The sequence below is a fragment of the Bradyrhizobium arachidis genome (assembly GCF_024758505.1).
GTDB classification, from domain to species: domain Bacteria; phylum Pseudomonadota; class Alphaproteobacteria; order Rhizobiales; family Xanthobacteraceae; genus Bradyrhizobium; species Bradyrhizobium manausense_C.
Genome location: NZ_CP077970.1, coordinates 3,453,083 through 3,476,219, shown reverse-complemented (window position 1 = coordinate 3,476,219; position 23,137 = coordinate 3,453,083). Strand labels below are relative to the sequence as shown.

At 66.1% G+C, this 23,137-nt stretch carries 17 protein-coding genes; 4 read left to right on the top strand and 13 right to left on the bottom strand.

Features of this window, described 5'->3' with window-relative positions:
• Positions 1 to 54: 54 nt before the first annotated feature.
• From KUF59_RS15590 to KUF59_RS15580, 3 genes are all read right to left on the bottom strand, one after another.
• Positions 55 to 408, bottom strand: coding sequence for a hypothetical protein (locus KUF59_RS15590; RefSeq protein ID WP_212457534.1), 354 nt, complete (start codon positions 406 to 408; stop codon positions 55 to 57).
• A gap of 217 nt (positions 409 to 625) precedes the next feature.
• The gene (locus KUF59_RS15585; protein WP_212457535.1) at positions 626 to 1,231 is read right to left on the bottom strand and encodes a DUF2147 domain-containing protein; all 606 of its coding nucleotides are present in this window, start codon (positions 1,229 to 1,231) and stop codon (positions 626 to 628) included.
• A gap of 96 nt (positions 1,232 to 1,327) precedes the next feature.
• The gene (locus KUF59_RS15580) at positions 1,328 to 2,356 is read right to left on the bottom strand and encodes an NAD(P)/FAD-dependent oxidoreductase (protein WP_212457536.1); all 1,029 of its coding nucleotides are present in this window, start codon (positions 2,354 to 2,356) and stop codon (positions 1,328 to 1,330) included.
• A 175-nt stretch (positions 2,357 to 2,531) separates the two neighbouring features.
• Here KUF59_RS15580 and KUF59_RS15575 point away from each other — a divergent pair, with 175 nt between their 5' ends.
• A complete protein-coding gene (locus tag KUF59_RS15575; protein WP_212457537.1) occupies positions 2,532 to 2,999 on the top strand; it encodes an acyl-CoA thioesterase in 468 nt (155 codons plus the stop codon).
• A gap of 92 nt (positions 3,000 to 3,091) precedes the next feature.
• Here KUF59_RS15575 and KUF59_RS15570 read toward each other — a convergent pair whose 3' ends face one another.
• Entirely contained in the window at positions 3,092 to 3,412 is a 321-nt protein-coding gene (locus KUF59_RS15570; protein ID WP_212457538.1) for a 2Fe-2S iron-sulfur cluster-binding protein, read from the bottom strand.
• A 117-nt stretch (positions 3,413 to 3,529) separates the two neighbouring features.
• Complete coding sequence (locus KUF59_RS15565) at positions 3,530 to 3,907, bottom strand: Hpt domain-containing protein (protein ID WP_212457539.1); 378 nt, start codon at positions 3,905 to 3,907, stop codon at positions 3,530 to 3,532.
• A gap of 393 nt (positions 3,908 to 4,300) precedes the next feature.
• On the opposite strand from KUF59_RS15565, the gene KUF59_RS15560 reads away from it, so the two are divergent.
• Positions 4,301 to 10,123, top strand: coding sequence for an apolipoprotein A-IV repeat region-like domain-containing protein (locus KUF59_RS15560; RefSeq protein WP_212457540.1), 5,823 nt, complete (start codon positions 4,301 to 4,303; stop codon positions 10,121 to 10,123).
• Between the two features lie 63 nt (positions 10,124 to 10,186).
• On the opposite strand, the gene KUF59_RS15555 is transcribed toward KUF59_RS15560, so the two are convergent.
• From KUF59_RS15555 to KUF59_RS15525, 7 genes are all read right to left on the bottom strand, one after another.
• Complete coding sequence (locus KUF59_RS15555; RefSeq protein WP_212457541.1) at positions 10,187 to 10,828, bottom strand: response regulator transcription factor; 642 nt, start codon at positions 10,826 to 10,828, stop codon at positions 10,187 to 10,189.
• Positions 10,825 to 14,376: a hybrid sensor histidine kinase/response regulator gene (locus KUF59_RS15550; protein ID WP_408918096.1), complete on the bottom strand. Its 3,552-nt coding sequence runs from the start codon at positions 14,374 to 14,376 to the stop codon at positions 10,825 to 10,827. Before KUF59_RS15550 ends, KUF59_RS15555 begins: the two co-directional genes overlap by 4 nt.
• A 241-nt stretch (positions 14,377 to 14,617) precedes the next feature.
• On the bottom strand, positions 14,618 to 16,108 hold the full coding sequence (gene mctP, locus KUF59_RS15545; RefSeq protein WP_212457543.1) for a monocarboxylate uptake permease MctP: 1,491 nt from the start codon (positions 16,106 to 16,108) through the stop codon (positions 14,618 to 14,620).
• A complete protein-coding gene (locus KUF59_RS15540; RefSeq protein ID WP_249140237.1) occupies positions 16,098 to 16,235 on the bottom strand; it encodes a DUF3311 domain-containing protein in 138 nt (45 codons plus the stop codon). Before KUF59_RS15540 ends, mctP begins: the two co-directional genes overlap by 11 nt.
• 281 nt (positions 16,236 to 16,516) lie before the next feature.
• Positions 16,517 to 17,398, bottom strand: coding sequence for an MlaD family protein (locus KUF59_RS15535; protein ID WP_212457545.1), 882 nt, complete (start codon positions 17,396 to 17,398; stop codon positions 16,517 to 16,519).
• A 17-nt stretch (positions 17,399 to 17,415) separates the two neighbouring features.
• Positions 17,416 to 18,186, bottom strand: coding sequence for an ABC transporter ATP-binding protein (locus tag KUF59_RS15530; protein WP_212457546.1), 771 nt, complete (start codon positions 18,184 to 18,186; stop codon positions 17,416 to 17,418).
• Between the two features lie 2 nt (positions 18,187 to 18,188).
• Positions 18,189 to 19,322 (bottom strand): MlaE family ABC transporter permease, encoded by a 1,134-nt coding sequence (locus KUF59_RS15525; RefSeq protein WP_212457547.1) that lies wholly within the window; start codon positions 19,320 to 19,322, stop codon positions 18,189 to 18,191.
• A gap of 143 nt (positions 19,323 to 19,465) precedes the next feature.
• Here KUF59_RS15525 and dgcA point away from each other — a divergent pair, with 143 nt between their 5' ends.
• Entirely contained in the window at positions 19,466 to 20,461 is a 996-nt protein-coding gene (gene dgcA, locus KUF59_RS15520) for an N-acetyl-D-Glu racemase DgcA (RefSeq protein WP_212457548.1), read from the top strand.
• Here the strand turns inward: dgcA and KUF59_RS15515 are convergent.
• Positions 20,431 to 21,630 carry an MFS transporter gene (locus tag KUF59_RS15515; protein WP_258769659.1) on the bottom strand — a complete coding sequence of 400 codons (1,200 nt, stop codon included), beginning with the start codon at positions 21,628 to 21,630 and terminating at the stop codon, positions 20,431 to 20,433. The genes dgcA and KUF59_RS15515 overlap by 31 nt on opposite strands.
• Before the next feature lie 75 nt (positions 21,631 to 21,705).
• Between KUF59_RS15515 and KUF59_RS15510 the strand changes: the two genes are divergently transcribed.
• A complete protein-coding gene (locus KUF59_RS15510) occupies positions 21,706 to 23,067 on the top strand; it encodes a hypothetical protein (RefSeq protein WP_212457550.1) in 1,362 nt (453 codons plus the stop codon).
• Positions 23,068 to 23,137 lie beyond the last annotated feature (70 nt).

Sequence of the window (23,137 nt, the reverse complement as noted above, 5' to 3'; positions counted from 1 at the left end):
TCGCGACAAACGCGGAACGCGTTTGCGCGGAGATCATGCTCAAATATAGGAAAACTACGTCATGCTGCCCGGCATGAAGCAGCGCACGCGCGGGTGGCCGTCGATATAGTGCTTCCACACCATCGTGCGGCCGATCTTGTTCGGCTGCGTGAGCACCGCGCCGTCAGGCACGATGACCCACACATTGTCGATCATCACGCGGTACTTGCCCTGATAGGATTCCCAATCGGCATCAGCCAGCACGTAACCGTCGGCATCGGAGCAGCATGCCCCGAATTCGCTGTGCAGGCTTTCGAACCAGGGTTTTAGCGGCGAATTGGCAAAACGGCCGTCATCGCGCGCCAGTGCCGAATTGGCGAGCCCGGCCATGAGCCCGAGCACCAAAGCCGCACGCAGTCTCGCAGGCATTCGTCGTCTCCGCGGATCGTGTTCGCCGCGGGGCGCAAGCGCCGCTGTCCTCCGGCTGCAGGGTTGCAGCAGGCGTGGAAACAGCGATTCGCTCCCCCAGCAGCTTTGGCTTCAGGCTATGCAAAACAAGAGCCAAAGCGCAGTCCGGGGAACTACTGTTCAGATTGCTGGGGCGATTAGCCCTTTGAATGACGGCCCTGCGTGCCGTCTCGCAGCCCTACTGCTTCGGCGCGGGCGCCATTGCTGGGGCTGGGTTCTTCTTCGGCGCGGCCGGCGGCTTCACCGCGGCGGCGGCCTGCGCGGGCAGATATTTTGCGACGATGGCGGGATCGATCTGCGCGATGTTGGCATCAGGCAGGCGGGTCCAGCTCTCGTCCTTGCCGAGCAGGGAAATGCCGAGATAGCCGCGCAAGGTCAGCGTCTGCCCGTCCGGGCTGACCTTCATGTTGGCCTTCCAGATATTGCCGTCGCGCGGGTTGAGCACGTTGCCGCCTTCGTACTTCAAGCCGTCACGCTTCATGTCGCGCACGAAGGACAGGCCAAGCACCGGCGCGTTCTTGCGATCGTCAGTGCACTTGTTGCAAGCCTCGTTCGGGTCGTCGCCCGGCCGCGGAAAGGTTTTTGCGATCACGCCTTCGAAGACACCACCGCGATCGATGAAGAGGAACCAGCCGACCGGCTTGCCATCCTCGATCTTCTGCCAGAGCCCGGCGGCCGTCGGCTGCTGCTGAACTTGAGCTGATGCGGGCTGGAGCATCACGAGCGTCAGCGCCGCACCTGTCACGGCAGAGAGCAGTCGGAAGCTGGAAAAGATATTCCGCATTATGATCACCTTGCTAACCCACGACTGGATGGCCGCAGACTAAGGCTATTTCGCGAAGGGTTCCAGCGCCACGAACAGGGGGTATGCGCCCCTCTGTCAGTTGACTCCGAGCTTCTTTTGCAGACTCGACGACGAGGTCGTGTATTGGAACACGAGCCGCTTGTCCGGATAGACGTAGCGGTGGGCTTTTTGCGACATCAGCGCGCCCTCGTGGAAGCCGCACAGGATCAGCTTGATCTTGCCGGGATAGGTGTTGATGTCGCCGATGGCGAAGATGCCGGGCACGTTGGTTTCGAAGGCGCTGGTTTCCACCGGCACCAGATTGTTCTCCAGCGCAATGCCCCAGTTGGCGACGGGGCCGAGCTTCATGGTCAGGCCGAAGAACGGCAGCAGGGCGTCGCAGGCGATCTCGGCAATGCTGTTGTCGTTGCCCTTGACGGTCGCGCCCGAGAGCTTGCCGCTCTCGCCGGACAGCGCGGTGACCTGACCGAGCCTGAGATCCATCTTGCCGGATGCGACCAGCGCGCGCATCTGCTCGACGCTGTGAGGCGCGGCGCGGAATTCGTCGCGGCGATGCAAGAGCGTGATGCGCTTGGCGAGCGGATGCAGATTGAGCGTCCAGTCCAGCGCTGAATCGCCGCCGCCGACGATCAGCACGTTCTTGTCGCGGAACGTCTCCATCTTGCGCACGGCATAGTGCACCGAGGTGCCTTCATAGGCCTCGATGCCCGGCACCGGCGGGCGCTTGGGCTGGAACGAGCCGCCGCCGGCTGCGATCACCACGACCTTGCACTCGAACACCTTGCCCGCGTCGGTGGTGACGCGAAATCCGGGATCGCCGATCTTCTCCACCGTCTCGACCATCTCGCCGAGATGGAAGGTCGGGTGGAACGGTTTGATCTGCTCCATCAGCGCGTCCGTGAGCCCCTGCCCCGAGACATGCGGAATGCCGGGAATGTCGTAGATCGGCTTTTCCGGATAGAGCTCGGCGCATTGGCCGCCGACCTTGTCGAGGATGTCGACGAAGTGCGCCTTCATGTCGAGAAGGCCAAGCTCGAAGGCGGCGAACAGTCCGCAAGGGCCGGCGCCAATAATCAGCACATCGGTTTTGATCGCGTCGCTCATGTCGTCTCTTTATCGGTCTTGATCGGTTGGCCCGGCGGGCAGGAAGGGCCCCATCTGTCTAGCCAACGGGAACGGATCAGGGAAGGCAGAAAAGCGGTAGCCGCCTTCCCCGCCGCCCACTTGTCGGGCCGGAATAACTGGGCTGTAACGGGCGGACAATGAGGGAGATCAATCGGTGAATGCACCAAGCCGCCTGGATTCGACGCCGCGCCTGGAGGATTTTCCGTACCGGCTGAGTGACAACGTCCGCTTCGGTGATCTCGACCCCAACCAGCACGTCAACAACGCGGTCTACGCCACCTATTTCGAGACCGGCCGCGTCACGCTGATGAAGAGCTCTGAATACGGACTTACGCCACCGGGGCTGGCGTGGATCATGGTGCGGCTCGACATCCATTTCCGCAGCGAGCTGCACTGGCCGGGGAAAATCGAGCTCGGGCTCGGCGTCGTGAAACTGGGGCGGACCTCGGTCACCTTCGAGCAGGTGGTGTTTTCCGAAGGCAAATGCGTCGCGTCGGCGATGTCGGTGGGCGTGATGATCGACGAGGCGACGCGGCGGCCGACGCCGCTCACGGCTGAAGTCGTGGAGAAACTGAAACCCTGGCACAAGCGCGGCATCGAGGTCGCGCCGCCGAAGGAGTAAGAAAAACCAAAGCGTTTTCGAGCGAAGTGGACACCGGTTCGCGTCAAGAAAACGCGTCAGAACTAAGAATCCAGAGCTTCCGAACGGAAGCTCTAGGCCTGCCGCTCCGGTGTCGACACCACGAGCCCGTCGAGGTCGTCGGACACCTTGATCTGGCAGGACAGGCGCGAGCTCGGGCGCACGTCGAAGCCGAAATCGAGCATGTCCTCCTCCATCGGCGTCGGGCTGCCGACCTTCTCGCGCCAGGCTTCGTCGACATAGACGTGGCAGGTGGCGCAGGCGCAGGCGCCGCCGCATTCGGCCTCGATCCCGGGAATGGCGTTGCGGATGGCGCCTTCCATCACGGTCGCGCCGTTCTCGACTTCTACCGTGCGGGTTTCGCCCTTGTGGTCGACATAGTGAATTTTGGCCATGTGCGCTCGTGCTGCCGGAAGCTGGGAATGAGGAGGGTCCGGGCTGTCCTATAACGGGTCGATAGGCGGCGCGCTAGTGCGCAAAGCCCCGGCAATACGGTGGATTTTGGGATCGGCTCAAGCCCGGCGCAAAATCGTCTCGATCGCGTCCTGCGCCTCGGCCACCGCCTCCTTCAGCTCCGCGAAGGCACGGGACGGGTGATCGCCGGTCCGGAGCGCGCATTCGAGCCCTGCTGCGGCATCGGCCACCGCGAAGGCGCCGATCCCGCGGGCCGAGCCCTTCAGCTTGTGCGCGAGCGCTGACGCATCCGCCGGCAGAGCCGCCATCGCCGCGATCAGCCGGGTCGACTGCTCGGCGAACATTGCGAGCACCTCGTGTTCCAGCGCGGCATCGCCGAGCGTCATGCGCGCGAGATGGTCGAGATCGAGGGGATTGTCGAGCGGAGCAAGCGGCGGCGAGGGCATCCAGTCCATCCGTTGCAGTTCAGGCATCATGGCGCGGGCCCCGGCATCGCATTTCGGACCGCCGGTCCGGCGGCGAGCGTGGGGTCAACCCAACCATGGAAATGGTTAACGGAACGTTATCCATATTTTACCCAATTCCGCCGCCATATTGACGAAAAGTTGCCGCAATCCGGCGAGTCCCGTGGAGAATTTCATTTATTGCTAAGGCGTTACGCCCCAATCCTGTTAACGATGATTAAGATTGTCTTAATCGCGGGCATTTCATTCGCGACGCTCTGCCAATAGGATGTTGCGGAAATTGGCGGACAAGCCGTCCGGGTGGGGACGGCTCGCATCCGCACAAGCAGCATGCGCCGGTCTGTAGGCTTGCAACGGGGCAAGGCTCGCGGGGGACGTGTATTAGTAACGAGGGCTCAACTGAACATGGCGAACACTCCCAAGAAGGTCAAAGACCCCACGGAAGTCGCGCTTTCTGCAATCCAGGAAGCCCTGAACATCAGCGACACCGCGGCGGATACCAGCCGCGTGGCCTCGGCGCGCAACGAGACGACGCCCCCGGTGGCGCCGCCCGCCCCGCCGGTCTTCGACGAGCCGACCTTCGAGGCGCGCCCTGCCGCAAACGAACGGCCTGTGTTCGAGCCGATCGAGGAGCCGCGCACCTCGCGCCGCGCCGCCAATGACGACCGTGAGACCATCGGCCAGATCCTCCAGGCATTGCAGAAGGGCCGCCCTGCCCGCAGCGTCTATACTTTCGCGACCGTGTTCGCCGGCATCTGGCTCGCGGCCTGTGCCGCGCTGACGTTCGGCTTCCTGCCCTCGATCCAGTCGGCGATGGGCCAGAGCGGCGGTGTGCTGGTGCTTGCCGGCCTCGTCGCACTGTTCTTTGCGCCGGTGATGTTGTTCTACTTCCTGGCAAGCCTCGTCTGGCGCGGCCAGGAAATGCGCATGATCGCGCAGGCGATGTCGCAGGTTGCGATCCGCTTCTCCGAGCCGGAAGGCTCGGCCTCCGATTCCATGGTCACCGTCGGCCAGGCGATCCGCCGCGAGGTCGCGGCGATGGGCGACGGCATCGAGCGCGCGATCGCGCGCGCCGGCGAGCTCGAAACGCTCGTTGCCAACGAAGTCGCCGCGCTCGAGCGCGCCTATAGCGACAACGAGGTGCGCATCCGCGCCCTGCTGCAGGACATCGCGCATCAGCGCGACAACCTCGTCGGCCAGGCCGAGCAGGTGCGCAGCGCCATCTCCGGCGTGCAGATCGACCTCCGCCACGACATCGCGCTGATCTCCGACGCCATCGCTTCCCGCGTCGATGAGGTCGCCAAGTCCATCACCGGCGCGCTGGAAGAGCGCGGCGCGCACATCACGCAGGCGCTCAGCAACGCCGGCGACAACATGATCCTCGCGCTCGGCGAGCGCGGCGGCGACCTGCTCGATCGCCTCGAGGAAGCCAGTTCCGAGACCACACGCGCCGTGCTCGACGCCAGCGAGCGGCTGACGACCAGCCTCAACTTCAAGACCGGCCACGTCCACGACGAGTTCGTCGACCTCGCCGACCGCGTCCACGAGATGCTGAACGAGCGCATCGACCGCATCACCGGCGAATTCGAGCAGCGTTCGTCGGCGATCGTCGACGGCATCTCCGAACGCACTGAGCAGGTCCACGACTCCCTGAAGAACTCCTCGGACTCGCTGCTGCTCGAGCTCGAGCTGCGCTCCAACGACCTCTCCAGCAAGATCGACGACGCCGGCAACCGCCTGGCGGGCCAGATCATGACAAGCGGCGACAAAGCGAGCGAAGCGCTCGACGCCACGGTCAACACCCTCGTCGCCAAGGTCGTGAGCCAGACCGAGACCGCGCACGACTCGCTGTCGCTGCAGATGAGCGCGTTCGACGAACTGGTCAGGAACCAGGGTTCCGAGCTGGTGGAGAAGTTCGCCCGCGATTCCGGCACGCTCGGCGCGCTGATCACGCGCCACATCTCCGAGTTCGACCGCACGGTGAAGACCTTCGGCGGCGAGATCGTCGACCGCATGGGCCAGCGGACCCAGGACATCGCCGAGACGCTGAAGACCTATGTCGACACCTTCGACACCCGCCTCACCTCGAACGGCGGCGAGATCACGGCCTCGCTCGACCAGCGCCTGATGCAGTTCGAGACCACGCTCGGCGAGCGCGTCACCAGCCTCGACTCCTCGCTCAACACCAGGATCGCGACGCTCGACTCGTCCGTCGAGGGCCGCATCAAGTTCTTCGACGAGCAGTTCGGCGGCCGCGTCGCCGCGCTCGAGCAGTCGTTCGACACCCGCGCCACGGCGGTGACGGAGACCATCGACGGCCGTCTCAATACGCTCGCCACCTCGCTCACCGACGGTGCCTCGCAGGCGATCCAGTCGATCGACTCCCGCCTCACCCACCTCACGACATCGCTGACCGACGGCGCAACGCAGGCGATCCACTCCGTCGACTCCCGCCTGACGCACCTGACCACGTCGCTGACGGGCGGCGCCGCCGAGGCGCTCCAGGCCATCGACTCGCGTCTGACGCATCTGACCACGTCGCTGACCGGTGGCGCCGCGGACGCGCTCCACTCGATCGACTCGCGCCTGACGGTGCTGACGACCTCGCTGGTCGACACGGCAGCCCAGGCCGTGCAGTCGGTCGACTCGCGTCTCACCCTCCTCACCTCGACCCTGTCGGACGGCACCGCCCAGGCGATCGAGGCGGTCGACCGCCGCATCACCAGCGTTACCGACACGATCGACACCCGCAGCACGCACCTCGCCGACACGGTCACGGCGCGCTTCCAGGATATCCACCAGGCCATCGAGACCAAGGTCGGCTCGGTCGCCAGTGACATCGACGTGCGCGTGGCGCAGTTCGAGGACCTGCTCGGTTCGCGGGTCGAGGCCGTCGCCGGCCGCATCGAGAGCAGCGGACGCCAGGCCAGCGACGACCTGATGTCGCGCGCCGAGATGATCTCCACCACGATCCGCTCGCATGTCGAGGACGCCGAGCGCTCGCTGACCAACCTCGTGGTCAACACCAGCGAGACCATCCAGACCGGTGCGCGCACCGCACAGCAGTCGCTGATGACGGTCTCCTCGGACGTCAATGCGCAGCTCAAGATGACCTCGGCGGACGTCGAACGCGCGCTGACCGCGGTCGGCACGGGAGCCGCGAACGCGATCCTGACCAGCGCCCGCGAGGCGCAGTCGACCCTGGTCTCCGCCTCCGGCGAGACCTCCAACCAGATCAAGGCGCTGTCGGCCGACGTCGAACGCACGCTGTCGGCGGCAGGCTCGGCAACCGCAGCCTCGATCCTGGCCGGTGCCCGCGAGGTGCAGACCACGCTCGTCACCGCCTCCTCGGACGCGGCCAACCACGTCAAGACGCTCACCGCCGACGTGCAGCGTTCGCTGTCGATGGCCGGCAGCACGACCGCCGAGGCGATCACCACCGGCGCCCGCGACGCCCAGACCGCGCTGATTGCGGCCTCGAGCGAGAGCGCCAACCAGATCAAGGCGCTGTCGGCCGACATGCAGCGCTCGCTGTCGATGGCTGGCACGGCTACCGCCGAATCGATTACGGCCGGCGCCCGCGAGGCGCAGAACACCCTGGTCAATGCGTCGACCGAAGCGGCAACACAGGTGAAGTCGCTTGCAGTCGAGGTGCAACGTTCGCTCTCGACCGCCGGCACCGCCACCGCCGAGACCATCACGGCCGGTGCCCGCGAGGCGCAGAACACCCTGGTCACCGCGTCGACGGATGCGGCCGCCCAGGTCAAGTCGCTCACGGCCGAAGTGCAGCGCTCGCTCTCGCAGGCCGGCCTGTCGACCGCCGAGACCATCACCACCAGCGCCCGCGACGCGCAGAGCACCCTGCTTGCGGTCTCGGCCGACTCGACCACGCAGGTCAAGTCGCTGGCGGCGGAGATGCATCGTGCGCTGTCGTCAGCCAGCGGCGCGACGATCGAGTCCATCACCGCGGGCGTCCGCGACGCCCACGGCTCGCTGATCACCGCGTCCTCGGAAGCGGCCAACCACGTCAAGTCGCTCGCCTCCGATATCGAGCGCACGCTGACCGCGGTCGGTGCCGACACGGCCTCGACGATCCTCAACAGCGCACGCGAGGCGCAGACCTCGCTCACCGCGACCTCCGCCGACACGGCGAGCCAGATCCGTGCGATCTCGACCGACATCGAGCGCGCGCTCTCCACCGCGACGACGAACGCGACCAACGACATCCAGACCAGCGCGCTCAATGCGCAGAACGCGCTGATCAACGCCTCGAACGAGGCGAGCTCGCGGGTCAAGTCGAGCTCGGCGGACGTCGAACGCTCGGTGCTCGCCGCCAGCGGCAGCTTCGGCCAGGCCATGACCGGCAAGACCGACGAGATCGTCACCTACGTCCAGCAGCAGGCCGACCGTCTGTCGAACATGATCGACGCCAAGCGCGGTGCGCTGGTCGATGCGATCGGCTCGAAGACCAGCCAGCTCACCATCGACATCGATCGCGTCACCTCCGACGCGCTGAAGTCGATCGAGACGCGTGGTCAGGCGTTCGCTCAGTCGATGATGGGCAACGGCAACGACGTCGCCCGCACCATCACTTCGGCTAGCGAGATCGCGACGGGCGCGGTCAACAAGTCGCTCAAGGACCTCGAGCAGGCCTCGCGCTCGGCAATCGACCAGTCGCGCCAGGTCTCGATCGCGGCCGTCACCGAGATGCAGGAAACCAGCAAGATCCTGCGCACCGACACGGTCGCCCTGTTCGAGCGTCTGCGCGAAGGCAACATCCTCCTCCAGGAGGTGCTGACCGGTGCGCACGACAACCTCAACTCGCTCGAGCGCGCGCTGGTGACCCGCGTCGCCGACTTCGTCTCGGCCATGAACGACGTCACCTCGCGCAATGGTGCGGCGACTCAGACGCTGGAAGATCAGCTCAACGTCTTCAACGCCAAGACCACCAGGGCGTTGGAAGACCTCGGCCAGCTCTCGACCCAGTTCGACGCGCACGGCAAAGCGCTCGTCGACGCTGCCCAGGTTGTGGAACAGAGCAACAAGAACACCACCGCCTCGCTCGCCGAACGCAAGCAGGCGCTGGAATCGCTCGTCACCACGATCGACCTGCGCACGGCCGATCTCGACCAGCGTCTGTCGCGCTTCACGGGGCTGCTCGATGAATCGCTCGGAGCCGCCGAGGAACGCGCCCGCGACATCGCTCGCGTGGTCGCCGAGACCGCCGGCGCCGGATCGGCCGCGATCACCCGCCAGTTCGAGGCGGTGCGCTCGGCCTCCGAAGAGGAGCACCGCCAGACCATCGACGCCATGCACGACATCTATCGGCAGACCACCGACGAAGCCGATGCGATGTTCAAGCAGTCGGCGGAGAAGTTCGCCAACCTCGTGTCCAGCATGAAGCAGATGGCGTTCGAGATGCATAACGAGCTCGAAGCCACCCGCAATGAGCTGCGCCGCGGCGTGCTCGAGATGCCGCAGGAGGCCGCCGAGAGCACCGCGCAGATGCGCAAGGTGATCGTCGACCAGATCGAGGCCCTCGCCGAGCTCAACCGCATCGTGGCCCAGCACGGCCGCGGCCTCGACGTCTCCACGACGGGCCGCGCTTCGGTCGCCCGTCAGGAGGAGCCGATGCTGGCGACTGCCGGTACTCGCACCGACACGCGCATGCGCGACACCGGCAGCGCCTCGACCCTGCCGCCGCCGGACCTCGGCGTGCCCGCCTCGCGCCGCACGGAAGCACCGCCGGTCGCCCCCGCGGGCAACGACCAGGGCCGCGACGGCTGGCTGTCCGACCTCTTGAGCCGGACGGACGCGGGCCAGACCGCGCCGAACGGCCGTGAAGCACCGCGCGGCCGTCCAGCTCAGCCGCAGGCGCCGCAGGGCGGCGGCAATCCGCTGGAGTCGCTGTCGCTCGACATCGGCCGGCTGATGGACCGCAACCTCGCCGCCGAGATGTGGGATCGCTACCAGCGCGGCGAGAACAAGGCCTTCACCAAGCGGCTCTATACGCCTGCCGGCCAGAAGGCCTTTGACGAGGTCGCCCGCAAGTACCGCGCCGACCGCAACTTCAAGGGCACCGTCGACCGCTACGTCGCGGAGTTCGAACGCCTGCTCGACGAAGTCGCCCGCGACGGCCGCGGCCCGCAGGAGCTGCGCAGCCACCTCACCTCGGAGACGGGCCTGGTCTACACCCTGCTCGCCCACGCGGCAGGACGGCTGGGATAAGCAGCGAACAGCAACGAAAAAGGAAACGGAGGCCTCGCGGCCTCCGTTTTCGTTTTTGCGTGGTCAAAGTCCGAACGCCAAACGCTCCGCGAGCACGGCAGCCTGGGTGCGTGAGCCGACGCCGAGCTTGCGCAGGATGGTCGAGACGTGGCCCTTCACGGTCTGCTCGGCGATGTCGAGCTCGCCCGCAATCTGCTTGTTGAGCTTGCCTTCGACGATCATCGCCAGAATGCGCAATTGCTGGGGCGAGAGCGATGCCATGCGTGCGCCGAGTTCGACGTCGGCGCCCTGCACCGAGCCGCGGCCGCCGACATTCGGCGGCATCCAGATTTCACCGGCAAGGATGCGCGTGACGGCGTCCGCCATCTCCGGCAGGCTCAGCGACTTCGGGATGTAGCCGGAAGCGCCGTAGGCAATGGCGCGGCGGATCGTGGCCGCGTCCTGCCGCGCCGAGATGATCGCAACCGGCACGGTCGGAAACTGCGCCGACAGGATGAACAGCGCGGCAAAGCCCTGGATGCCCGGCATGGTCAGATCCCACAGGATCAGATCGACATCCTCCGAGCGCCCGGTCAGCGCCTGCAGCGCCTCGTCCAGCGACTGGCAGGCGATGATGTCGAGATCATCAAGCACGCTCGACAGTGCGCTGCGGAGCGCCGCCTGCACCAGCGGATGGTCGTCGCCAATCACGATGCGTGTGGTCATGCCGTAACCTGTTTCGCGGCCAGTTGCCGGCTCAGCGCCTCGCCGGCGAGAAATCGCCGCAGCGCGGCCGGCTTGACCGGCTTGTGCAGGATCTCGCAACCCCGCACCCTGGCCTCCTTGCGGACCTGCTCGCTGCGATCGCCGGTGACGATCAGCGCGCGGATATCGCCGGCCGTGGTCTGCCGCAGATCGTCGAGAAAATCCAGACCGCTGCTGACGCCGTCGAGGTGGTAGTCGAGCAGAACGACGTCCGGCAGGCAGCTTGCTGCCGCCTGCATCGCCGCGGTGATGTCCGAAGCGACCACGGTGCGATGCCCCCAGGCCGTGAGCAAGGCCGTCAGCCCCTCGAGGATCGTCGTGTCGTTGTCCAGGCACAGGATCGTCAGCGGTCGCTCCGTGACCTGCGCAGCCGCGTCGATCGCCTTGCGTTGCAGGGACGTTCCGCGCCCATGCGCTCGCGGTACCGCGACGGCAAAGCAGGAGCCGTGGCCCTGGCGCGAGCGCAGGTCGACGGCATGACCGAGCAGGCGCGAAATGCGCTCGACGATCGCAAGGCCGAGCCCCAACCCCTTGTCCGCTCCCGGCGCGAGCCGCTGGAACTCCTCGAAGATGCGCTTGTGATCGCTCTCGGCGATGCCGACCCCGGTGTCCCAGACCTCGATTCGCAGCGCGCCGCCGCGGCTGCGGCAGCCGAGCAGGATCCGCCCTTTCGGCGTATAGCGCAGCGCGTTCGACAACAGGTTCTGGAGGATCCGGCGCAGCAGATGCGGATCGCTGCGCACGATGAGCCCGCAGTCGACGACGCGCAAGACCAACCCGCGCTCCCGCGCCATGGCGGAGAACTCAACCGTCAACTGCACCAGAAGGTCCGCGATCGGGAAGTCGACCGGCTCGGCGCGCACGGTGCCGGAATCGTAGGAGGAGATGTCGAGCAGCGTATCGAGCACGTGCTCGGTCGAGCGCAGCGCCGTGACCGCGCTCTCGGCCAGGGTGCGCTCCTTCGCGGCGCCGGAGGGCACAGTGCGCAGGCCCTCCTCCAGCGCGGAGAGAAACAGCCGCGCAGCATTCAGCGGCTGCAGCAGATCGTGGCTGGCCGCGGCGAGGAACCGTGTCTTGCCGAGATTGGCCTGCTCGGCCTCCGCCTTCGCCTGTTCGAGCGCCTCGGTGCGTTCGCGAACCCGCAGCTCGAGATCCTCGTTGGCGCGGCGCAGCGCTTCGGCTGCCCGATGGCGCTCGGTTACGTCGGTGTAGGTCGATACGAAGCCGCCTTCGGCAACACGGTCATAAACGATCTCGAGCACGGTGCCGTCGGGCCGCTTGCGCTCATAGACATAGGGCCAGATTTGCGCCGCGACGTCGCGATTGACCAGCAGTGCGGCGAATTCGGAGGCCGCATATTCGCCGCGCCCGACATTGAAGGCGATCAGCTCCGCCAGCGGCAGGCCGACCCGCACGAGGTCCGGCGGCAAGTCCAACAGCGCGATGAAGCGTCCGTTCCAGGCGGTGATGTTGAAGTCGGCGTCGAACGCGCAGATGCCCTGCGGCACGCTTTCGAGCGTGCTCTGGAGCAGGCTGCGGTTGAAGCGCAGCGCCTCGGAGGCCTCGTCCAGCATCGCCATCGCCGCGCGGCGCGACAATGAATGGCCTTCCAGCGAGGCGGCAATGACCACGCGCGCCGAGGCCGCGCCGATCGCGCCCGCCAGCAGGTTTTCGGTGAACCGGATCGAGTCGAGGTCGACCAGGCCGGACTGGTCGAGACGCGGCCCGGGACCGGCCGCGCGCGTCGCGACATAGCTGTCGAACGCCGCAGCGCCGCGCTCGAGCCCGACGAAGCGCATCGCCAGCGCGCGAAGGTCCTCGAGCCGCACCACCACGCGCGAGGACAGTCTTGGGATCGTATCGTGGACCGCGCCCTCGGCGAACACAGCAGCCTGGTTGCGCTCGACCGTCGTCTGCCTGCTGAGCAGGGAGAACACCACGAAGCAGACGATGTTGGCGGCGAGACTCCAGAGCGTCGCGTGCGAAATCGCGTCAAAACCGTCGAGACCGAACAGCGCATTCGGCCTCAGCCAGGCGATCTGCCACGGACCGTCGTGCGCGATCCGCTCCACCGCGGGCCACAACGGTCCGGCCGACGGCAACAGCAGCGTATAGGCCCAGACGCAGAAGCCTGCGGCGATCCCCATGGAAGCGCCGACCTTGCTGGCGCGCTGCCAGTACAATCCGCCGATGAAGGCCGGCCCGAACTGCGCGACCGCCACGAAGGACAAAAGGCCGATGACGGTGAGCGGATAGGCCTGATTGACCAGCCGGTGCATCAGATAGGCCAGCAGCAGGATGGCTAGGATCGACAGCCGGCGCACCGCCACCAGGGTCGAGGAGACCGACCAGCTCTGCGTGCGCCGTCCGAGAAACTGCCAGCGCAGCAGAAGCGGCATGATGACGTCGTTGCAAAGCATCGTGCTCAGCGCCACCGAGGTCATGATGACCATCCCAGTCGCAGCCGAAAGCCCGCCGAGGAACGCGATCAGGCTGACGGTCGTGGCGCCCGACGCGATCGGCAGCGAGATGACGTAGGTGTCGGGATCCATCATCGCCCCGAACCTGGCGAGCCCGGCCGCCGCGATCGGCAGGATCAGCAGACTGAACAGCAGCAGATAGCCCGGATAGAGCCAGGCCGCGGTGCGCGTATGCGCGGGCGTCTCGTTCTCGACAACGGCGACATGGAACGCCTGCGGCAGGCACAGGAACGCGATCGCCGCGATGATGATCGTCGAAGGCCACACCGGCTGCGACGGATCGAACGTCAAGATACGTCCGAGTTGCTGGTCGGACTGGAGTTCCGCCAACAGGCCGGCCGGCCCGCCGGAAACGCCGAACAAAACGAACAGCGCAACGACCAGGAATGCAACCAGCTTGACCACGCTCTCGAAGGCGATCGCCAGCATCAGCCCGCGATGGTGCTCGCTGGCATGAACGTGCCGGACGCCGAACACGATCGCAAAGAGCGCCATCGAGGCGGCGACGCCGAATGCCGAATCCTGCCAGAACTGCAGGCTCTCGCCGTTTGCCCGCTCCGGCTGCAGGATCAGATAGTCAAAACTCTTGCCCACCGCTTTCAGCTGGAGCGCGATATAGGGCAGGACGCCGAGCAGCGAAGCCAGCGTCACGAACGCGGCCAGCGCCTGACTCTTGCCGTAGCGCGCGGCGATGAAGTCCGAGATCGAGGTGACGTTCTGGCCCTTGGCGATCACGATCACCTTGGCCAGCAGCCGCTGGCCGAACAGCAGCACCAATGTCGGGCCGACATAGATGGTGACGAAGTCGAGCCCGGTGGTGGCGGCCCGCCCGACCGATCCGTAAAAACTCCAGGATGTGTTGTAGACGGCGAGCGTGAGGCAGTAGCTGATCGCCGCCGTCCAGGACACCGGCGAGACCAGGGGACCGTCGACGCTTCGCCTGTCGCCCCACCAGGCGATCAGGAACAACGCGGTCACATAGGCCGCTGCGACCGTGAGAACGAACCACCCCTGCAAGACATCCCTCACCCGAGACCGGCTCTCCGGCCTGGGATAATCCCCCGGGCCGGAGAGCGCCGGATACTAGAGCGTTTTCCAGCGAAGTGGACACCGGTTCGCGTCAAGAAAACGCGTCAAAACAAGAATCTAGGAGCTTCCGTTCCGATTCTACCGGAACGGAAGCTACTGAGCCTTTTTTAGCTCGATCGAGGCCCAATCAAGTCCGGGGAACCCCGGGCCGACGGACCTCGATCAATCCCCGGCTAGCCGATCAGGCAGCTTCGCGCGACAGCCGGCCCTGGGGCAGGCCCTTGAGCAGCAGGTTGACGGCGACCGCGACGACGATATTGAGCGCCAGCGCCAGGAGCCCGGTATAGATCGCAACCGGACCGGCGCCGAAGTCGATGCTGTGCAGCGGCTTCAAACCGTCCGACCAGGCGAGCCACGATCCGCCCGCAAGGCCGCAGGCCCAACCGATCAGCAATGGCGTGCTGGAGAACCAGTTGAAGTAGAGGCCGAACACCAGCGCCGGCAGGGTCTGCAGGATCCAGAGCCCCCCGAGCAGTTGCAGGTCGAGCGCGAACTGCGTCGGCATCAGCAGGATCGCGAGCAGCGCGCCCACCTTCACCAGCATCGAGGTGATCTTGGCGACCTTGGCCTCGCCCGCCGGCGTCACGGCGGGATCGATCCACACCTTCCAGAAATTGCGGGTGAACAAATTGGCCGCGCCGATGCTCATGACGGCGGCCGGCACCAGGGCGCCGATCGCGATCGCGGCGAAGGCGAAGCCGGCGAACCAGCTCGGAAACAGCGTCTTGAACAACGCCGGCACCACGTCGTTGTTGCTGGCGAGCTTGAGCCCCGCCGCGTGCCCCATGTAGCCGAGCAGCGCGAGCAGGCCGAGCAGCAGTGTATAGGCCGGCAGCAGCACCGCGTTCTTGCGGATCGTGTTGCCGCCGGAAGACGCGAAGATGCCGGTCAGCGTATGCGGATACATGAACGCGGCGAGCGCCGACCCGAGCGCCAGCGAGGCATAGGGGAAGATCTGCGCCGGAGACAGCAGCACGCCGCCAGAACCCTTGGCCGCGAATGCAGCATCCGCCGCCGTGAAGATCGCGCCGTAGCCGCCGAGCTTGGACGGCACGATCGCGATCGCGGCAATCACCACGATGTAGATCATGATGTCCTTGACGAAGGCGATCAGGGCCGGCGCACGCAAGCCCGACGAATAGGTGTAGAGCGCGAGCACCAGGAACGCCAGGACGAGCGGCACCTCGCCATGCAGGCCGAGCGCCTTGATCGCCACCTCCATGCCGATCAGTTGCAGCGCGATGTAGGGCATGGTCGCGAGCACGCCGGTGGCTGCGACCGCGAGCTCGAGGCCGCGCGAGCCGTAGCTGCCGCGAACCACGTCGCCGGCGGTGACGTGACCGCGGTCCCTGGCGATCTTCCACAGCACCGGCATCACCGCGAACACGAAGGGATAGACGATGATCGTGTAGGGCAGCGCGAAGAAGCCGTAGGCGCCGACGGCATAGACCAGCGCCGGGACGGCGATCACCGTATAGGCGGTGTAGAAATCGCCGCCGACCAGAAACCAGGTGATCCACGTTCCGAACTTGCGACCACCGAGACCCCACTCGTCGAGATGGGCGAGCGTCTCCGGCTTGCGCCAGCGCGCTGCGACGAAGCCCATCCCGGTGACGAGAACGAACAGCGCGATGAAGACCGCGAAAGCGGCGTTGTCGACGTCAGTCAGCATGACGCACGCTCCTGTAGACGATGAAAGTCAGAAGCGAGGTCAGCGGCACCCAGGCGAGCTGATACCAATAGAAGAACGGGAAGCCGAACAGATAGGGCTCCCTCACATTGTAGAACGGCACGATCATCAGGCCGATGAACGGCAGCAGCAGCAAAAGGCGTATCACGCTTTCCTCCCTGTGAGTGGAAACGACGCGCCTTTCTTCGAGCGCGACTTGCGCGCGATATAACCGAGATCGGCTGCGAGCCCCTCCCCCTACCTTGGCTCGGCCACCCCCCATACTTTCGTATCGCGAGGGCTCGCGATGCGCGGGATCAGCGCGGCTCATGCGTGCAGTCACCGCCAAAATCAATGGCGGTGTTGCTGCATTCGACTAACGCGAGGAAATGGCCGTGAGGCGTGCGACCGCTATTGCCGCCTGCCGCTGGCGGCGGCGGGCGCCGGCTTCGGCGGCTCGGCCGGCGCGGCCGCCGGTTGCGAGCTGTTGCTCGCGCCGAACAGCACGCGGGTCGGGTTGCGGTCAAAATTGTTCACGGCGCGGCTGATGTCGCCGAGGGTGCGACGGCCGTCGGCCATCAGCGCACCCGAGCGCTTGTCAAAATCGTCGGCCAGCTCGCGGATCGACTTCACGGCCTGGAACAGCTCGCCACCGTCCTTGCCGCCGGCGAGCGTGTTGAGGCCGAGCATGAGATTGTCGGCCTTGAGGATCACGCCGTCGACCTTGGCCATCACGGCGTCGATGCGCTCGGAATTGCGCGCCAGCGACGTCGTGAAGGTCTCGAGATTCTTCAGCGAGTTCTTCACCGACTCCTGATTGTCGGCGACGAGCTTGTTGATGTTGTGCAGCGTGCCGCGGATCGCCTCGGTGACGTCCTGAAGCTTGGTCGGATCGGCGGTGAGGATCGGGATGCCGTCCTCGTCCAGCGGCGGCGGCGGTGCGGCCTCCTCGCCCCCCTTGAGCGAGATCGCGGCGACGCCGGTCAGGCCCTGGAATTCGAGGCCGACCAGGGTGTCCTTGCGGATCGGTGCCTTGTTCTCGATCATGGCGAGCGCGACAACCCGACGCGGATTGTCCAGCTTCACCGAGACCACTTCGCCTACCCTGATACCGTTGAAGTTGACACTGCCGCCGTTGCGGAGGCCTGCCGCCGGCCCCTCGAACACGACCCGCAGCGGGCTGCGCTGCTTGGTGGTGTGGAGCGACTGGAACCACAGCACGAAGCCGATCGCCGCGGCGATCACCGCCAGCGTGAACGATCCAATCAGCACGTAGTTTGCCCGCGTTTCCATCAGGTGCTCCGGCTACATCAGCTCATGACCGCGCGGGCGCGCTTGCCATGGAAATACTGCCTCAACCAGGGATGCTGCGAGGCCTGCATGTCGGCGATCGACCCTGCAGCAATGATCTTACCGTTCCCTAAAACGGCGATGCGGTCGCAAGCTGTGTAGAGACTGTCGAGGTCGTGGGTTACCATGAAAACGGTCAGGCCCAAAGTGCGCTGGAGGGTCCTGACCAGCTCGTCGAAGTCGCCCGCGCCGATCGGGTCGAGGCCCGAGGTCGGCTCGTCCAGGAAGACGAGATCGGGGTCGAGCGCGAGCGCGCGTGCCAGCGCCACGCGCTTGATCATGCCGCCCGACAGCTCCGAGGGAAACCGCTCGGCAACCTCCGGCTTGAGACCGACCATGGCGAGCTTGGCCATGGTGATCTCGTCCATCAGGCGCTGCGTGACGTTGAGATATTCGCGCATCGGAAACTGGATGTTCTGCCGCACGGTGAGCGAGGAGAACAGCGCGCCCTGCTGGAACAGCACGCCCCAGCGCCGCTCCACGCCGCGGCGCTGCGAGGAGTCAGATGCATCGAGGTCGACGCCGAACACTTCGATGCGGCCGGCAACCTTCGGCACCAGACCGATGATGGTGCGCGTCAGCACGGATTTGCCGGCGCCTGACGGGCCGACGAAACCAAGGATCTCGCCGCGCTTGACGTCGAGGTTGAGGCCGTCGAGCACGCGCGTCGAACCGAACTGCACGGTGATGTCGCGGACGCGGATGATGGGATTTTGGATTTCGCCAGCCATCGTCACATTCCGATCGACGCAAAGAAGATCGCGAACACGCCGTCCATGACGATGACGAAGAAGATGCCCTTCACCACCGAGGACGTCGTGTGCTGTCCGAGCGATTCCGCGCTGCCCTGCACGGCGAGGCCCTCGACGCAGGCGACGATGCCGATCACCGCCGCCATCACCGGGGCCTTCACGATGCCGACGATGAAATGATCGATCGAGATCGCATCACGCAGGCGGAGCAGGAAGGCCTCGGGATCGACGCCGCCATAGAGCCAGGCGACGAGCCCGCCGCCATAGAGCGCGGCCATCGCGCCGAGGAAGGCGAGGATCGGCAGGGCCAGCACTAGCGCCAGCATGCGCGGCAGCACCAGCACCTCGATCGGGTCAAAGCCCATGGTGCGCAGCGCGTCGATCTCCTCGCGCATCTTCATCGAGCCGAGCTCGGCAGTGTAGGCGCTGCCTGAGCGGCCCGCGACCATGATGGCGACCAGGAGCACGCCGATCTCGCGCAGCACCAGCACACCGAGCATGTCGACCACAAAAATGTCGGCGCCGAATTTGCGGAAGTGGAATATGCCCTGCTGCGAGATGATGCAGCCGATCAGGAAGGTGATGAGCACGACGATCGGCACCGCGCGCCAGCACACCTGTTCGAGGTGATGCACGGTCGAGGTCAGGCGGAACGAGCGCGGATGGATCAGCACGCGGCCGCCCGCGGCCAGCACCGCGCCGAGCATGTCGACCAGGCTCGTCACCGTGCCGGCAACGCCCGCCACCGCGCGGCCGATCTGCTCCAGCATGCCTGATATGGTGACCGTGCTGCTGTCGATCACCGGCGTGGCCTTCACACGCCGGACCTCGTCCACGAGGCTGGAATAATTCGCCGAGAGACCTGCGATCTGCGCCTCGACGCTGCCTTGGGTGAGGCTGCGGCGCAGCCGCTCGATCAGCCAGGCGCCGAAGGTGTCGAGCTTGGAAACCTCGGAGACGTCGATGAAGATGTTCTGCCGGCTGCCAGCGAGCTTTTCGGCATCCGCCACGATGCGCTCGAGACTGGGCGCGAAGCTCGCGGTCCAGGCCCCGGTCGCACACAATGCAAGCGCATTGCCCTTGGCAATCCGCTCGAGTTTCGGATCGCCGCTCAAAATGCGCGCTCCCCTGAAGCGGCATATGAAGCAGCGGAAAAGTGATGGTTGCGCACGCGCCCTTACCTTGAAGAAGGTATCCCCAACCCGTCATAGTTAGTTGCACGAGGCAACGTACCGGTTCGAAATTGCCAGAGTTTTAAATGACTTCGCCCAAACTTCCAATGTTGACTGCGCGAATCGAGCGCTTCCCCATCGCGGGTCATTTTACCATCAGCCGGGGCGCCAAGACCGAGGCCGTGACCGTCGTGGCCGAGATCAGCCGCACAGGCCTCATCGGCCGGGGCGAATGCGTGCCCTATCCGCGTTATGGCGAGACCCCGGAAGCTGCGCTTGCGGCCATTGAGGCCATGCAGGGGGCGATTGCGAGTGGCCTCAACCGGCAGGCCCTCCAGGCAGCAATGCCGCCGGGCGCGGCCCGCAACGCCCTGGACTGCGCCCTGATCGACCTTGAGGCCAAGCAGGCCGGGTTGCGTGCCTGGAACCTGCTCGACCGTCCCGTCCCGGGGGAGCGGACCACCGCCTACACCATCTCATTGGGTACCCCCGAGGCGATGGCGGCCGCGACCGCCAAGGCGGCACGGCGCGCGCTCCTCAAGATCAAGCTCGGCGGCGATGGCGATGCCGAACGGATCGCAGCCGTCCGCAAGGCCGCCCCCGAATCGGAGCTGATCGTCGATGCCAACGAGGCCTGGACCGACGCCAATCTCGAACAGAACCTGTTCGCCTGCGCCCAAGCCGGCGTCACCCTGGTCGAGCAGCCGCTGCCGGCCGGGCGGGATGCGGCGCTCGCCCGCATCAAGCGCCCGCTCGCCGTCTGCGCCGACGAGAGCGTTCACGACCGCACCTCGCTCGCGCCTTTGCGCGACCGCTACGACGCCGTGAACATCAAGCTCGACAAGACCGGCGGCCTCACCGAGGCGCTCGCAATGGCGGATGCGGCACAGATGCTCGGCTTCGAGATCATGGTCGGCTGCATGGTGGCGACCTCGCTATCGATGGCGCCTGCGATGCTGCTGACTCCGCAGGCCCGCTTCGTCGATCTCGACGGCCCGCTGCTGCTCAAGCGCGACCGCGACAACGCCCTGCGCTACGACGGCAGCCTGGTCTATCCGCCGGAGGCCGCGCTCTGGGGCTGAGCGGTCAGCCGGTGCCGCATCGACCACATCAGCAGCGCGCCGGTGCCGGCCATCGCGGCCATCACGTAGTAGAGACCCTCGCCATAGCGGGCGTAGATCGCACCCGAGATGATCGACGTCGTCGAGCTCAACAGGCCGGCGGTAGCAGCGTAATAGCCCTGCCCGCGCGCCATCTGGTGCGACGGCACGTGATGCACCAGGAGGTTCATGACGCCGATCTGCGTGAGTCCGAAGGTGAGGCCGTGCCCGAGCTGAACGATCGCGAGCACGGCAAGCTGCGGCTCGTTCGCCGTGACTGACCAGCGCACGACCGCGCTGGCACCACCGATCACCACGAGCAGCCACGGATGCAGCGACAGCCGCGGCGACACCGCGAACACGATGATTTCGGCGAATACGCCGAGCGCCCAGAGTCCAGCGATCGTCAGCCCGCTGAGACCATGCGCCTGCCAGTTGATCGAGGCGAAGGTGTAGTAGGCGACGTGGCTGCACTGGATCAGCGCCGCCGAAACGATGATCGCAACAAAGTTCGCATCGCGCAGCAGGCGCTTGCCGCCCTGCACCACCGCGGTCTTTCGCCTGACATCGTCGAGCGGCCGGAGCAGGAGACCGGTGAATGCCGACAGCGTCGCGAGCGATGCAATCACCCAGATCAATGCGCGCGCCGTGATCACATCGACCGCGAGCCCGCAAGCGAGCGCGCAGACGATGAAGGCGACCGATCCCCACAGCCGCAGCGGGCCGTAGCTGAGTCCGTAACGGGCGACGCCGCGCAGCGCATAGGCATCCGTCAGCGGCATCAGCGGCGTCCAGAACCCGCAGGTGACGATATAGAGCAGCAGCACCGCTATCGGCTGATGCTGCGTGCCGAGCAGCGCGAAGCCGAGTGCCGCGGCAAAGGCGGAGATGATCATGGCAGCGCGCAACGCGTGGCGGCGTTCAGCCGCGGCGGTCACGAAGGGCAGCGAGGTGAAGCGCGTCACCGCTGGCACGGCGCAGATGATCCCGATCCAGCCGGGATCGATGCCGACGGCCTTGAGCCAGACCGGGAAGAACGGCAGGTGCGTGCCGAGGAGTCCGAACGATGTCGAGTAGAACAGCGCCAGCCGAATCGCGAATCGCCGGCCTTGCGACGCAGATGCTGTGGGGATTTGTGATTCGGGCGGCATCAATTCAATTGCGATTCGGTCGATATCGTGGTGATCGTTACAGTAACGCGCACTGATTTGCGCGACGAGATTGCCATGGCCAATGAAGCATTCGCCCTCTCGCCGATGTCCGCCCGTGCGGCCGAGCCGAACGAGCAGGATTACGACGCGATCCGCGAAGCCTTTATGGAGACCGCGCGCGGCCGCTGGTTCCTCGGCGAATACGCCAAGCGCAACCGCAACGCCGACACAAGGATGGTGCTCGACGCGGTCGCCAAAATCGAGGAAACCCTTGCGGCGCAGCGTCAACCGGTCGTCGAGGATCGCGTGCCCGAGGTGCTCGCCGCGATCCGCCGCGCCGTGCGTGAGGCCGAAACTCTGGCAGGCGCAGCGTTCGATCCGAGCTTGATCGAAGCGAGCCTGGGGCCGATCCAGCGGGGCGTGCGGATCATCAAGGAGATCTCCTGGCGCTGGCGCGAGATCGGCGCCGACGGCCGAATCTGCGACCTGATTGATTCGCAGCTCGCGGCCATCGAGGGCGCCTGCGGGCAAGTAACCACCATCGATCCGCGCGTCGAGCTCAGGGTCGCCTTCGACCTGCTCAAGGACCAGATCGAGCAGGCCGGCAGCGGCGGCGCCACCGCCAGGCAGGCTCCGGCCGCACCTCCTCCCCCCGCCCCGGCGCAGGAAGCGCCTGACGTTGCGGAAGCACCGCCCGCGGACATCGCGATGGAGATGGCGGTGAGCGAACCGCCTGCGGCCGTTGCGGAGACGGCGCAAGAAATCGCCGTGGAGCCCGAGCCAGAGATCGCCGCAACTGATGTCGCCGAGACGATGGAAGCCCCCGCCGTCGAAAACGTCGGCGCGATTGAAATCGCCGAGGTCGCGGAAAGCCCCATTGCTGTCGACGTGGATGTCGCTGAACCTGCCGCACTCGCCGAGGTCATCGATGAACCTCAGCTCGATGCCGCAGCAGAGGCCGAGGACGAAGCCGTTCTCGCGGCGATCGCGATGGAGATGGCCGCGCCCGATCCGGAGTTCGACGAGATCATTGGCGAGTTCAGCGACGTTGCAGCAGAGGTTCAGGCACCGGTCGCGGAAGAGCCCGTCGCGGAGGAGCCGGCCGCAGCAGAGCCGATCGCCGCGGAGCCATTCGCAGCAGAGCCTGTTGTCGCGGAGCCCGTTTCAGCCGGGATGGCCGAAACGATCGCGCAATTGCGCGAAGCCATCGCCGAAGCCGCGACCGCAGTGATGGAGCGTCCCGAGCCCGTGGTAGCGCAGGTGACGTCGCTTCCGATGCCCTCACCGGTCCCCATGCCCGCGCCGGCCCCGGAGCCCTCGCTCGGCGCGACCATCCTCGCCAGCGGCATGCTCAAGACCCCGCGCACTGCGGCCAACGATCCGCTGGCGCCGATCCGCCGCATGACCCAGGTCGAGAAGATCGCGTTCTTCTCGTAAGGAGTGCGCGCCGCTTAAACGCCGTCATTGCGAGCGTAGCGAAGCAATCCAGAATCCCTCCGCGGAAAGA